General features: G+C 59.0%; 9 protein-coding genes and 1 pseudogene. 3 read left to right on the forward strand and 7 right to left on the reverse strand.

Features of this window, described 5'->3' with window-relative positions:
* Positions 1–112: 112 nt before the first annotated feature.
* The 7 genes from otnK to AC1DXM_RS26635 all read right to left on the reverse strand — a co-directional run bounded on the left by otnK (position 113) and on the right by AC1DXM_RS26635 (position 8,501).
* Positions 113–1,438 (reverse strand): 3-oxo-tetronate kinase, encoded by a 1,326-nt coding sequence (otnK, locus tag AC1DXM_RS26605; RefSeq protein ID WP_477237748.1) that lies wholly within the window; start codon positions 1,436–1,438, stop codon positions 113–115.
* A gap of 44 nt (positions 1,439–1,482) precedes the next feature.
* Positions 1,483–2,490 (reverse strand): ABC transporter ATP-binding protein, encoded by a 1,008-nt coding sequence (locus AC1DXM_RS26610; protein ID WP_477237750.1) that lies wholly within the window; start codon positions 2,488–2,490, stop codon positions 1,483–1,485.
* Positions 2,487–3,497, reverse strand: a complete 1,011-nt coding sequence (locus AC1DXM_RS26615; protein ID WP_477237752.1) for an ABC transporter ATP-binding protein — start codon at positions 3,495–3,497, stop codon at positions 2,487–2,489. Before AC1DXM_RS26615 ends, AC1DXM_RS26610 begins: the two co-directional genes overlap by 4 nt.
* 2 nt (positions 3,498–3,499) lie before the next feature.
* Positions 3,500–4,342 carry an ABC transporter permease gene (locus AC1DXM_RS26620; RefSeq protein WP_477237754.1) on the reverse strand — a complete coding sequence of 281 codons (843 nt, stop codon included), beginning with the start codon at positions 4,340–4,342 and terminating at the stop codon, positions 3,500–3,502.
* A gap of 5 nt (positions 4,343–4,347) precedes the next feature.
* Positions 4,348–5,361: an ABC transporter permease gene (locus tag AC1DXM_RS26625; protein WP_477237756.1), complete on the reverse strand. Its 1,014-nt coding sequence runs from the start codon at positions 5,359–5,361 to the stop codon at positions 4,348–4,350.
* A gap of 68 nt (positions 5,362–5,429) precedes the next feature.
* Positions 5,430–6,836, reverse strand: a complete 1,407-nt coding sequence (locus AC1DXM_RS26630; protein WP_477237758.1) for a flavin monoamine oxidase family protein — start codon at positions 6,834–6,836, stop codon at positions 5,430–5,432.
* A 39-nt stretch (positions 6,837–6,875) separates the two neighbouring features.
* Complete coding sequence (locus AC1DXM_RS26635) at positions 6,876–8,501, reverse strand: ABC transporter substrate-binding protein (protein WP_477237962.1); 1,626 nt, start codon at positions 8,499–8,501, stop codon at positions 6,876–6,878.
* Between the two features lie 881 nt (positions 8,502–9,382).
* Between AC1DXM_RS26635 and AC1DXM_RS26640 the strand changes: the two genes are divergently transcribed.
* The 3 genes and pseudogenes from AC1DXM_RS26640 to AC1DXM_RS26650 form a co-directional block, all read left to right on the forward strand.
* On the forward strand, positions 9,383–10,396 hold the full coding sequence (locus AC1DXM_RS26640) for a GlxA family transcriptional regulator (protein ID WP_477237760.1): 1,014 nt from the start codon (positions 9,383–9,385) through the stop codon (positions 10,394–10,396).
* Between the two features lie 403 nt (positions 10,397–10,799).
* A complete protein-coding gene (gene ligD, locus AC1DXM_RS26645; protein WP_477237762.1) occupies positions 10,800–12,761 on the forward strand; it encodes a DNA ligase D in 1,962 nt (653 codons plus the stop codon).
* A gap of 175 nt (positions 12,762–12,936) precedes the next feature.
* Positions 12,937–13,386: pseudogene (locus tag AC1DXM_RS26650) on the forward strand (ArdC-like ssDNA-binding domain-containing protein); the annotation flags it as partial.
* Between the last annotated feature and the right edge of the window lie 230 nt (positions 13,387–13,616).

Below are 13,616 nucleotides of genomic sequence, written 5' to 3' on the forward strand. Positions count from 1 at the left end.
GGCAGGCACGGAGCCGGGAGGCCATGCTGGGCTTCACGGTCATAGATTGAGAGCGAAGGCCGAGACGAGATGAATATCCTGCGGCAGCGGAGGTCGACATTTCAATATGTTGTTATTTTTTCAAAGGCGGCCATTCCGAGGCGGGCGTATAGGCCAAATCGCGTTGCATTTCGTCGAGAACGGTCTGGAACACATCCAGCTTGCCTAGTTTTCCCGACTTGAGCATCAACGCCAGCCGGGCCGGCAGTGAGGTCACGGCGCGCGCCATTCCGGGACCCTGATAGGGTCCCACGGTCATTTCCGATATTCCGAGCGCCGAGATGACGGCGCCCGACGTTTCCCCCCCCGCCACCACCAACCGCCGCACGCCCAGTTCAAGGGTGATCGTGGTCGCAACACGCGACAGGAGATCTTCTGCCTTGGCAGCCGCCTCGTAGCGCCCGTACCTCGACTGCAGCCGTTCGACGGAACCATGAGGTTGCGCCGTGCTGATCGCAAACGGGACGTTGTCGCAAATCGCCTTGCGTGCGAAATCAATCGCTTCCCCCACGACATCGTCGCCGGCGAAGGCGCGTTCCAAATGCACGGTGATGAATGGATAAGTTCGCGCAAACCACTCAAGCTGCAGCAGTGTCTGCTCGGCAACGCTTCCCACCAGAACAGCGCCCGGTCCCATCACGCCGGGGAGCGTGCCGGAGTGCGTGGCGCAGATAAGTCCATCTCGCAGCCAGATTGGCGGAAGATGCGCGGCAATCGAGGAATTACCGGTCAGGAGCGGCATGTCAACGCTGGCTTCGGCTATGGAGGCCAGATGGCGCTCGTGTAGAGTGTCTACCAGCACAAGCGAAATATCCTGGTCGGCCAGGGTTTCGCACGCGGCACGAATAGCGCCTGCTCCCGCGTCGACCGCCTTGTAATTCACCAGGCCCGCCTTGCGGCGAGACTGCCGTTGCAGGACCCGCACCAAGTTAGAGTCGGTCATTGGCGTCAGCGGGTCGTTGCGTTTCGGCGACTCGGCCAACAATTGCGGGCCCCCAAACATGTGACCTTGATAGACCGTCCTTTCAGTTTCGCAGAATGCAGGGCAAAAAAGAGCGTATCGAGCGCCAAGCCGATCCATCAGAGCCTCGGCGCAAGGGCCAATATTGCCATCGGCAGTTGAATCGAAGGTAGCGCAATACTTGAAGAATATCTGTCGTACGCCTCGGGCAAGGAGTGTTTCGGCAGCCTGCAAGACCTGCGAGATCGCCTCGTCGGCGGAAACCACGCGTGTCTTGAGTGCGATTACATGGGCATCGAAATCCGCGCCAGAATCTGTCGCCGTGCCGATCGTGAAACGCGTCCGGATGCCCCTTGCCACAAGCATGGACGCGAGTTCGGAGCCGCCGGTGAGATCATCTGCCACGGCGCCGAAAACCAGCTGTTTGTTCGAACTCAAATTGCCCCCTGCCGATTACCCAAGGTTCGGGTTGTGCGCGGCATCTAGGCCTCCGGGAAATGGCACGCGGCGGCATGGCCCTGGGAGCGCGTTTCCAGTTGTGGGGTGACTTCCCTGCAGATGTCTTGCGCCTTCCAACAGCGGGTGCGGAAGGGACAGCCGGAAGGAATGTTCATCGGGCTTGGAACGTCTCCTGTCAGCGTTATGCGCTGGCGCTGGCGCTCCTTGTCTGGGTCAGGCAAAGGAACTGCCGACAATAGGGCCCTCGTGTATGGATGGGCCGGGTGTTCGTAGATGTCGGAGGCCTCTCCGATTTCCACGATGCGCCCCAAATACATGACCGCTAGCCGATCGGAGACGTGGCGCACCACAGCAAGGTCGTGGGCGATGAAAACGTAGGAGATTCCGAGCGTTTCCTGCAGCTCTTCCAGGAGGTTCAGGACGCCGGCCTGGATGGACACGTCAAGCGCGGAAACCGGTTCGTCAAGAACCAGAACGGTCGGTTCGAGGGCCAGGGCGCGTGCTATACCCACGCGTTGTCTCTGACCCCCGGACAACTCATGTGGGTATCGGTCACCGTGTTCTTGCGACAGTCGAACCAAATCGAGCAGCTCCGACGCGCGTTTTAGCGCGGGCGCTCCTGTCACCCCAATCAGACGCAAAGGTTCGGCGATGATTGATCGCACTGTCATGCGCGGGTGAAGTGAGGCGAGGGGATCTTGAAAAACAATCTGAATGTGGCGACGGAACTTGCGCATCTGGTTGCGCGGGAGCTTCGTTATGTTGGTGCCTGAAAAATGGACTTCGCCCGAGGTAGGTTCAACAAGTCGAAGGATACATCTTCCAAGCGTGGATTTGCCGCATCCGGACTCGCCGACGAGCCCGAACGTCTCCCCCCGAAACAGCTCGAATGATATGCCAGACACGGCGTGTACCTGCATGGCCAGCCTCGTGCCAAAGAGCCCGCCCCGTATATCGAAGGACTTCTTCAGATTCCTGACGGAAAGGACCGGCGTTTCCTGGCCCAGAGGCGCTGTCATGGTTGTCGTCATCCGTGGCCTCCGGTGGCTTGGAGTGCCGGCGCGCCGGGCGAGCGCAGCTCTTCGGCGAAATGACACGCGGTCTCAACGCGATCCACGTGCCTGAGCGGTGGCTCTTGGTGGGCACAGATGTCTCGCGCGATTGGACAACGCGGGCGAAACGGACAGCCACTCGGTCTTGTCGATAGCGATGGGGGGTTGCCGGGGATTGGTATCAGCTTGCCGCCCTTCTTCTCGATGTCGGGGAGACACGCCAGCAAGCCGCGCGTGTAGGGATGCCGTGAGTTATGAAAAATATCGCGCACCTCGCCTGTCTCGACCACCTTTCCGGCATACATCACCACGACGGTGTCGGCGACACCGGCGACCACGCCGAGATCGTGTGTGATCAACACAAGCCCGACCGGAAACATCCGGCGCAAGTTCGCCAAGACCTCGATGATCTGCGCCTGCACGGTCACGTCGAGAGCCGTTGTCGGCTCGTCAGCGATCAGGACGTCAGGATTGTTTGCTATGGCCATTGCGATCATGGCCCGCTGGCGCATACCGCCAGAGAACTGGTGCGAGTATTGCCTTGCGCGGACGTCAGGCTGAGGCACGGCAACGGTTTCCAGCAATTCAATCGCACGCAGGGCGGCCTGCCTCGCCGACATCTGGGGATTGTGCAGTCGCACCGCTTCCGCGATCAATTCCCCGACCCTCACGACTGGGTTCAGAGCCGTCATCGGATCTTGAAAGATCATGCTGATCTTCGAACCGCGCAATTGCTTTAGACGGCGCTCCGGAGCCCCGATGAGTTGCTCGCCATTGAGCGATATCGATCCGGATAGTGAAGCCATGGGCGGCGGCAGGCCCATCACGGCGCGAACTGCCATGGATTTGCCAGAGCCGGATTCGCCGACGATGCTCACGACCTTTCCCGCGTGGACACTGAAGCTCACACCGCGCACGACCTCGATCCCTCGTCGCAGCGTAACGCGCAGATCGTCGACTTTTAGCAAGGGGCTATCGGACGTCACGACTAGTCATCCTTCGGATCTAATATGTCGCGGAGCGTATCTCCGACGAAGTTGCAGCCAAGGCCGATAGACAAGATCGCAAGACCCGGCCCAAACGCGATCCACCAGGAATAGAAGTGCGCGGCGCCTTCGGCTATCATCGAGCCCCATTCGGGGGTCGGTGGTTTGGCGCCCAATCCAATGAAGCTCAGCGACGCGGCCAAGAGGACGACCTGCCCGAAATCCATGGTGGCGCTGATGATCGTTGGAGTCCAGGAAAGCGGCAGGATGTGCTTCAGCAGCAACCGTGTTCGCGAGGCTCCGCCGGCAATCGCCGCTTCGATGTGGTCTCGAGACTGGACCTCAAGCACCTGGCCTCGCATCAGGCGCGCGTAAACAGGCCACCATACGACGACGATAGCGATGGCCGTACTTTGTACCCCTGGTCCAAGTGAGGCAGCGATAGACATGGCCAGCAACACTGGCGGGAAAGACAAGGTTACGTCGACAAGGCGCATCAGCAAGGAGTCGACCCAGCCGCCAAAAAAACCGGATAGTGCCCCAAGGGCTGAGCCAATGAGCACAGAGGCGGCAACCACTATGACGGCAATGGATAGGGAGTATTGGGCGCCGTAGAACGTGCGGATCAGCACGTCGCGGCCAAGTGAGTCGGTTCCCAGCCAATGGGCCAAAGAGGGAGATTGGAGATGCCGGCCAACAATTTTAAGAGGCGCGTAAGGTGCCCAGAAGTCAACCGTCAACGCAATTGCCGTCCACACGGCAAGGATGCCTATACCAATCAGCAGGGCAGGCCTCGCTATGTGCCACTGGCGCGGCGAACTTGCTATCGAAACGATGGAAGTCATGCCATTCAGCTCAGCTTGATACGAGGGTTGGCGAATGCGTAAGCGACGTCGGTGATCAGGTTGGAGAACAGGAAGGCGGCCGCGCCCACAAGCGAGACGCCGATGATCGCGGGATAGTCGAGCGTTCTGGCCGAATCCACTGCGTAGGATCCGATGCCGGGCCATGCGAAGACGGATTCTGTCAGCACGGCGCCGGTGATCAGATAGGCGAAAGAATATCCGATGATCGTAAGCGTGGGGATCATGGCGTTGGGCAATGCATGCTTGAACAGAGTGCGTCTCTCTCCGGCGCCCTTCGCTCGGGCCGCCAGAATGTAATCCTGGCCCAGGACATCGAGCATGCTGGCTCGCACCAGGCGGGCCAGGATTCCGGTCACGGACCAGCCGAGAACGAAGGCGGGCAGCAGGAGATAATGCAGTGCTGTCAGGAAAGCCCGGAAATCGCCGGCGACAAGCGCGTCTATCGTGTACATCCCGGTTACGAAGGGCGGAGGTTCGCCGCGCGGATCAAAACGACCCGGCCCTGGTATGAGCGAAAACTGAACCGAGAATATGTAGAGAAGCAGTAGACCCGACCAGAAGACGGGTATCGTCGAGCCAAACAATGCGAACAGGCGGGCAATGTAATCCGCCCACTTATCGCGAAAGCGCGCGGCCACTATCCCAAGCAATACACCGCTTAGAGTGCCAAAGATCATCGCTGCGATGACGAGTTCAAGTGTCGCTGGAAGTCGCTCTGCAATGTCCGTCAGGATGGGCCTGCGCGTGCGAAAAGATACACCGAAATCGCCGGTGGCGAGGTTCTTGACATAGATGAGAAACTGCTCGGGCAGGCTTTTGTCGAGCCCCCAACGTTCCTTGGCTGCAGCCACGACCTCGGGGTTGTTCGTCATTCGATCGCTAACCAGGGCCGCGAGGGGATCGGCCTGCGTCATGTGAGAAAGGCAAAAGGCCAAGGCCGCCACGCCCAGCAAAAGCAGGGGCATGGCAAGAAGCCGTCTCAGGACGTATGTCAGCATTCGGAGTCTCGCTACTCAGTTACTTAACGATAAGGCGTACCAGTTCTGACCCTTTTATCCCGTCGCCGTTAACACGCCTCCGTTATTCGCCTGGCAGCGATTTCACCCGCAGCCAGGGCTCCTTCCATGTATCCTCTATATTCCGGCGACATGTGTGTGCCGGCCCAATACAGAGGCCCTACCGGTTCGCGAAGGTCACCAGCTATTGTTGTCAGCGCACCTGGTGTCAGGAAGGGGCTCGATGCCCCCCCGGACCATTCTTCATCCGCCCAAACCCGTTCCATATACTCGACCGGGTCTTGCGCTTCCGGTCCCAGCGCCTGCGTCAGCAGCTGGAGAACGCGAGCCTTTCGCTGCGCAGGCGCGAGATTGTCGACACGATAAGCGGGAAGTCCGGTGAACAGTGTGATCAGGATTCCCTTGCGCGCCTCTTCGTCCCCAAGGTCGTACGCCGCGGTGAGAGACCCATCGGTGGAGATGACGTTGCCATTGAGGTTGCGGTCACGCCAAAATGGCCTGTCGTAGACGATGACCGCTTTGGTGTTGCGCCCGTTGGGGAAGCGCTGATGCAGCATTCTGCGTTTTGACGGCAGTTGGGGCGTGAAGCGTATCTGGTTGATCATGGTCGGCGAGGTGGCGAAGACGACATAGCGGGCCCGCCACACGCCGGCTTCCGAGTGAACCTTCGCACCTTTCGCTGTCCAATCCACGGTTCGCACGGGAGCCGAAAGCACGATGTCGTCACCAAGATCGCGCGCCATTCCCTCCGATGCGATCTGGGTTCCCATCATATGGGCTGACTGGCCGCCGCCCTCGGTAGACGACATAAAGATAGGCCCGCCACAAGACTTCAGCTTCTGGAGCAACTCAAGGGCGGAGATCTCCTCAGCCAGCGCTCCATAATAGGCTCCCGGGATGCGCGTCATTGCCCCGCGAACCCGTCCTGGCTCGCACACGCTGTTTACCCAGGTCGCGTAAGTGATGGAATCCAGTTGATCGGCATCGGCGCTCTCCCATGGGTTGGCCGCAATCCGGTCCATGGCCTCGTATAATTTTCCGAAGGCGTTTTTATACGCGGTCTGCTCATCGTCAGTGAGACCGGGAACCGTCCCCATTGCCCCGACAAACGCGTCCTCGCCGTGCAGACAAACCCGCTGCCCCGTCACGAACTGCTTGATCAACGGAACCGTGTACTTCTCAATCAGCTTGTTGATGCGTCCATGCTTGGGCGATACCCACTGTCCGCCAAGATCAACGCGCCCTCCATAGGCCGCGCTTGTCGGAGAATATGTGAGTCCTCCCACGCGATTGCGCGCCTCGACCACGATCACCGAAAGGCCGGCTTCCTTCAACAGGGTCGCGGCATTGAGACCCGACAGACCGGCGCCGATGACCACGACGTCGCGATCAAACTCCGTTGGCATGATAATAAATACCTCTTTTAAGGGAAAAATACCCGGATGCCGGAGATACACTCTCCGGCATCGGTTCTGTTTCGTTAGAAAAGGTCGGCTCTATTTCCAGGAAATTTCGGACAAAACCATGTTGCAGCAAGCGCTGAAACGAAGTCCCGACAGGCCCTTCTTGTAGACGAAGATGTTGTCGGGGCTAACGATCGGAAGGATGATATGATCCTCGGCCATTCCGACGGCAAGTTTGCGGAAATAGCCGTCACTTTCAGCTCCACTCGTGGCGAGAGCCTTCTGCAACAGCTCCGCGGCTTCGGGCCTGGCGAGTTTCGGATCTTTACCCGCGCCAGCCCGCTTGTACCAAGCGGTATCCTTCATCATCGAAAAATACTGGATATATTGCGCGGTCCCGAAATAATCGGGTGCATAGAAAACCGCCGTGAACGGGATCCCGTCTCCGTTTATACGCTCGCGCCAGACGGTGAACTCGATTGGCTCCAGGTTGAGCTGAACCTTTATTTCCGAAAGATCCTGCTGGATCTTCTGCATCATCAAGCTGTAGTCGACACCGTATGTGTTGACGTTTGGAAACGCGGTATCGATGGTGAACCCGTCCTCGGCACCCGCCTCCTTCATGAGCGCCTTTGCCTTCTCCACATCGTAGGAGATGGGTTCCGCACCGCCGGTTCCGGGGAAGCCTTCCGGAATGGCAGTCGCAAGGCGGCGGCCCTTGCCGTCAAGGGTCAAATCGATGATTCCATCATAGTCGATCGCGTGGGCGATCGCTTCGCGAACTTTGCTTCCCAGCGGATTGGACAGATTTTTGGCCCCGGGAGAAAGAGCGACATAGACCATGTTAAGCGAGGGCTGGGCATCAACGACGATGTCCGGATTGGTTATGCCCTTGGCCGTGGTCGGGTCCACTTGCATCGCGATGTCAGCGCTACCGCCCTCCAAGAGCTGAAGTTGGCTCACGCCACCCTTCGATTGCTGGAGGATGATCTCGGAGAGAGCGGCCGGCGTGCCCCAGAACTTGTCGTTGCGCTTCAGCCGTACCTCGTGGTTCGGGCTATATGACGCGAGGACGAACGGACCCGCGCCTGCGGAGTTGGCGAGCAGCCATTGCTCCGCAGTGTCCTTGGTAGCAGCGTCTGGTCCGGCGTCGCCACCGTGTTCCGCAACGAGCTTGGAATTGAGGATGGACAGAAAAGGCGCGGACAGAACGCTCAGGAACTCCGAGTTTGGCGCGTTGAGATCAATGACGACGGTCTGCGCGTCCGGCGTTTCGATCGATTTTATCGGATCCACAAGATATGAGGCGTTGCCTTTGACGTTTTTGAATCGCTCCAGCGTCCATTTTATGTCCTTCGCTTCCACCGGCGAGCCATCGGAAAAGACCGCCTTCGGATTGAGCTTGAACGTGAAACGGGTCTGGTCGGCATTGACTGTCCAGCTATCCGCCAACATCGGCACGATCGTCTTGTTATCCTTGTCGAGATTCACAAGGCGCGCATAAGTGGACGTCAAATAGATCTGGCAAGTGTCGCACCACGCCCGCCCGGGATCCAAGGAATTGATATCCATATCGCGCGCGACCACCAGTGGCTTGTCTTGCGCTTGGCTCGCGCCAACACCGAAGGGCATCAGCATCGCCGCACCCGCCAGCGAGAGAGCGAGCGTATTTCTCCGAAGGATGCGAGCCGCGTGGGCACCGCTGTTCTGCATAACCATCATTGTAGCAACTCCCATTGTTACGTCTTCCGGCATTATTAGCCCTTGATATGATATATCATCGTGCATGTCTATGTTTAACGCACTGGCAGTGAAGTGATGCGAATTGTCATCTCCCATCGCATCCTGGGCTCGTCACTGAGCGCGTAGCGCGGTTCTAGGCGCAGCCCTTCAGTAGCTTGCCAGCGAATTGCAGCCCATGCATATCGCTTTGCGCCAACAACATTGCGTTTACCGCAATCCTGTTCGAGCCGACCGCGCCTGATAGGCGGTCTGGCGGTAAGGCTAGGCTTTCCTCGGCCTTCAACGCTTGACGCAGTCGGGATGCCGATTGAGGATGAACGGCGCAGCCAGGGTCTTAGCCCTGTCGATCAATGGAGCTTCGAAGGACGTGAAACACCTAAAGACGGAATCGCGGTCGGAGAAGGGCGCAATAGCTGTGCCAATGGTAATGGCCACAAGGTTTGCGCCGCTACCAATCCTCAAGTCCGCGCTCTCCCTTTTTATCAATGTGCTCCGCTCGGCGGGCGATCAGAGTGGCCAAAGCCGTCGGATACGGTTCGGGTGGCGACCGCCTGGTGAACTTGGTCTTCCAATTCGCCCAAGTTGCGCCGTTGAAGTGTTCCCCATCAATCAAGTCCAAGATCCTGAAGCACGATATGGTCGTGATGGATGGAGGGCTTCCAACGAATAGGTCAAGGTCACGTTTCCAAGAGACGCTACGGCCTCATTGGAGCGGCGGGCGCGATGGGGACCTGGCAGCGCCAGCTCGCAGACGAAGGCCGATAGCGCATTACGCAAGGATTGCGCTTATCGCTAGTCCCCCTTAAACCATGGCACGCTGGTCAGCATTAGGGACGTTTGGATACGAGCACCGTTGGATGGAACAGAAACGGAATCGAACGTCGCCCTTTGACGCCCAGCACAGCATAGCGGTCGTCTGCATTGAGCCGTCGCTTTACGCCACGCTTCTGGCGATAGAGCCGTTTCGCGCCGCCAACCGGATGAGCAAATCGCGCCTTTTCACGATCGAATTTGTTTCTATCGACGGCCAGTGCACCAACACCAATCTCGACATCTCGATTCCCGCTACAGCTACGATCGACGCGCCGACAACTTACGACCTTGTGCTTCTGTACTCCTCGTATGCCTGGGGCGGACAAGGCAAAGCCTCGCTTTTTCGATGGCTCCGGAGGCAGGCATCTGCTGGCGCCCATCTTTGCGGATTGGACGCTGGTGGGCTGCTTCTCGCGGAAGCGGGGCTGCTCAATGGTTTCAAGGCCACGGGCCATTGGAGCACGTTGGCGTCGTTCAAGGAGCTATATCCCGAAACGGAGATCGTCGAACAGCTGTTTGTCGTAGATCGAAACCGGTCGACCTGCGCGGGCCAGGCCGCCTGCCTGGACTATGCGCTCTTCATGCTGGATCGTTTTTGCGGCAGGGTTTTGCGGGATGTTGTCGCAAACGAGATGATTTACCCGTCAGTCAAAAGCGAGACAGGTCAACAACGTCAAATCATAAATGGCAACGCTTGGCATTCAAATCCTGTTCTTCTTTGTGCGCAGAAACTGATGCAAGACAACATCGAGGATCCGCTGTCGATCCAAGCCATGGCGAATGAATGCAGAATTTCCCAAAGAGAGCTTCAGCATTTATTCAGGAAGCATTTAAAAGCAAGTCCAAAGAACTACTACATTACGTTTCGACTGCAGCGCGCTAAGGAATTGCTTCTTTATAGCACGCTAAGCGTGCGGGAAACCGGATTAGCAAGCGGATTTATGTCTTCCGCGACATATTTCCGAGCTTTTCGGGCCCGCTTCAACACCAGCCCAATGCATTACCGACGCTCCTTCCAAGTGAATTCGTCCACTCCGGACGGACGCCGTCTTTATTGAACTGCCTCTGCGGATCAGCTTGGTATCGACGCGCGCCTCTACGCCTTCTATGCGCATCGAGTACTGACGCGCTTTGATCACAGCCGATCGTTGATGGCTGTTGACGCCGCCTTGTGGGCGTAACAGGGAGCCAACGCCTGCTGCCGAGATCCACACGGACCGCCGCGGACGGGGACAGTCGGTCCCGCGTCCCGTCCTGCGGCCGGCGCTATGCTGACGCTCCTACGGCTGTCCCGTTCACCGCCCGCGGCGGGGGCGAATTTCCTACGTCCTGCGCGCGACAATCGCCCGTTTTACGGACGCGCGCAGGACTGCGGCTTATACGCCGTTCTTCCTGTGAGCGCCGGCGGTCGCCGGCGCGGAGATGCTTGGGCATGGAACCGAATCCGGGGCAGGGTATTGAATGAACTATGTATCCGAGTTCCGCATGTCGGTTGTAGATGGCACTCTCAGCAAAAGGCGCACACGGCGCAGAGACTCAGAATCTATCCCTACATATCCGCTGCCCGGGTTTCGGTCGTTCCAGCTCTGCACATTGACAGACCACATACCGGCGGGCGGGGATTGGCTCTTCGAGATGAAGTTCGACGGCTATCGTGCCCAAGTCGCCATCTCCGGCTCGAACGTCGTCGTCTATACCCGCAATGGCCACGACTGGACCCGACAGTTCAAGGTCATCCTGCCGCCGCTTCAGAGACTGACCAAAGGCGCGGTGCTGATCGATGGCGAGATCGTCGCGATCGACAGCCAGGGCCGCACGAACTTCTCCATGCTGAAAACCGGCATTGCCGCGGGTATGCCCCTCAAGTTCTACGCCTTCGATCTGCTTGAATCCGATGGCGAAGATCTGTCGAACCAGCCGCTCCTCGAGCGCAAGGCGCGGCTTGAGTCGCTGCTGGGCGCGCGCCGCCCTGACGACAGCCTGCAATTCTCCAGCCACATCGTCGACCAAGGCAAAAGGGTGTTCGACGCCATGTGCGAGGGCGGCCACGAAGGCATCATCGCCAAGCGTGCCGGCAGCTCCTACGTCGGCGAACGCACCGGGAGTTGGCTCAAGATCAAGTGCACGAAGCGACAGGAATTCGTCGTCGGCGGCTATCGACCAAGTGACACAGGACATGGCATGGCCTCGCTAATCCTCGGCACTTACGACAATGGCAAGCTCATCTATCGCGGCCGCGTCGGCACGGGGTTCACCGCGGCGATGCGCAAGGACATCCTCCCGAAGCTCGAGACACGCCGTGTTGAGAAACCGGCTTTCGCCTCCGTTCCGCGAGACATTGCCCGCCGTGCCCGATGGGTGAGGCCCGAGCTTGTTGCCGAGGTCACCTATGCCGAAGTGACATCGGACGGCAGCTTGCGGCATCCAAGCTTTAAGGGCATGCGGGAAGACAAGCCAGCCGACCAGGTGGTGATGGAAATGCCGAAGACGCCGGCAACTCTTGGCTCCGCCTATCTCGATCCGGGAATCGGCAAGGAGATCGCCGCTGCTGTCGGCGTCAAGCTGACGCATCCGGACAAGGTAATGTATCCGGGGACCAAGGTAACCAAGGCCACGCTCGCCGCCTACTATGCCGTGGTCGCCGAGAAGATGCTGCCGCACATCCAGGATCGGCCGCTATCACTGGTGCGCGATACCGACGGCGACCTGCAACAGACCTTTTTTCAGAAACACAGACTGCCAGGCATGCCCAAGGCCATCCATGACGGCCAGTTGGAGAAGATGTCCGGGAAGGAAAGCCGGATTTTGTGGATCGATGACCTGGCTGGGCTGATCGCAGGCGTCCAGATGAACGTGCTCGAATTCCACATCTGGGGAAGCCTGCGCCAGCAGCCGGATCTGCCACACCGCATGATCTTCGACATCGACCCCGACGAGGGCTTGGGCTTCACTGCCGTCAAGCAGGCAGCCCTCGACATTCGGGGCATCCTGGAAGCGCTTGGACTGCAGTCGTGGCCGTTGCTGTCCGGCGGCAAGGGCGTTCATGTGGTCGTGCCGCTCGTCCCGGAGGCAGACTGGGACGAGGTCAAGAGCTTCTGCCAAGACTTCGCCGAACTGCTGGCCCGTACAGATCCGTCGCGCTTCGTCGCCAACATGAGCAAGGCCAAGCGCAAGGGCCGAATGTTTCTCGATTACCTACGCAACGGCCAGGGCTCCACTGCAATCTGTCCCTGGTCCACTCGGGCACGCGCCGGGGCGGGGTGCGCGGTGCCCGTCAGCTGGGAGGAGTTGCCATCCTGCGAAAGCGCCAACTGTTTCGATGTTTTCGCCGCCGCCGCGCGCGCTCAGCTGCCGGAAGCCTGGGAGGGCTATTTCGACGTCGAACAAACGCTTACCGACCGCATCCGCCGCGCAGTCCGGTAGCAACAACCATACCGAGATGGTCAGCGACATTTGCCGATTTGGCGCGGACCGCCTTTGCCCCAAATTCGCCTGTGGGAGACCCCCGCAAAGCCGTCTAGAGTGAGAGTACGAACCGGTTGCCGTGACGGGTTGAGGGCTGGAGGAGGCCCTTCGGCGCCCGCCGCGGAGAACCGCGATGTCCAGACGTTACGCTCGCGCCGGCGCCGACCGGGCAAGCCTCTATGACGACATCACCAATAAGATCATCGCCGAGCTGGAGGCTGGGCGATTTCCCTGGGTGCAGCCCTGGAGCACGGCGGCGGCGCAAGTGCCCCTCGCTATGCCGGCCAATGCCGCGACCCGCCGCGCCTATTCCGGGATCAACGTGCTGATCCTGTGGGGTGCGGTCATCGAGCATGGCTTTCCCGTCCAGAGCTGGCTGACCTTTCGCCAGGCGCTATCGCTGGGCGGCCATGTCCGCAAGGGCGAACACGGGACCACCGTCGTCTATGCCGATCGCTTCATCCCTGACGACGAGAAGACTCGCGCGCGGGAAACCGGCGAGGCGGCACAGGCCATACCGTTCCTGAAGCGCTTCATCGTGTTCAACGTGGCGCAATGTGAAAATCTGCCCGACGATCTCGCTTAGCAAGTTCCATAAGATAGATTATGCGACTTCTATCAGTAAATGTTAGTATTCCTTACTAATTAACTGCTTTAATGGCCCGTTCTGCTAGTCTTGTCGGTTGTAATCTAATGACAAACCTTCATTGTTGTAACAGTACGACTTATTCTTCGACAGATCGATGTTATCAACGTCACCTCACTGTCTGATTAAGACTGGGTGGGAGACTATGAACTCTTCTGAAGCGCCGG

It is taken from the genome of Mesorhizobium sp. P3_A2 (assembly GCF_056403115.1).

Coding starts and splice junctions, on each gene's coding strand:
- AC1DXM_RS26610 (WP_477237750.1), bottom strand. CDS start 2,490: ATGACGACAACCATGACAGCGCCTCTGGGCCAGGAAACGCCGGTCCTT.
- AC1DXM_RS26620 (WP_477237754.1), bottom strand. CDS start 4,342: ATGACTTCCATCGTTTCGATAGCAAGTTCGCCGCGCCAGTGGCACATA.
- AC1DXM_RS26625 (WP_477237756.1), bottom strand. CDS start 5,361: ATGCTGACATACGTCCTGAGACGGCTTCTTGCCATGCCCCTGCTTTTG.
- AC1DXM_RS26635 (WP_477237962.1), bottom strand. CDS start 8,501: ATGGTTATGCAGAACAGCGGTGCCCACGCGGCTCGCATCCTTCGGAGA.
- AC1DXM_RS26640 (WP_477237760.1), top strand. CDS start 9,383: ATGGAACAGAAACGGAATCGAACGTCGCCCTTTGACGCCCAGCACAGC.
- ligD (WP_477237762.1), top strand. CDS start 10,800: ATGAACTATGTATCCGAGTTCCGCATGTCGGTTGTAGATGGCACTCTC.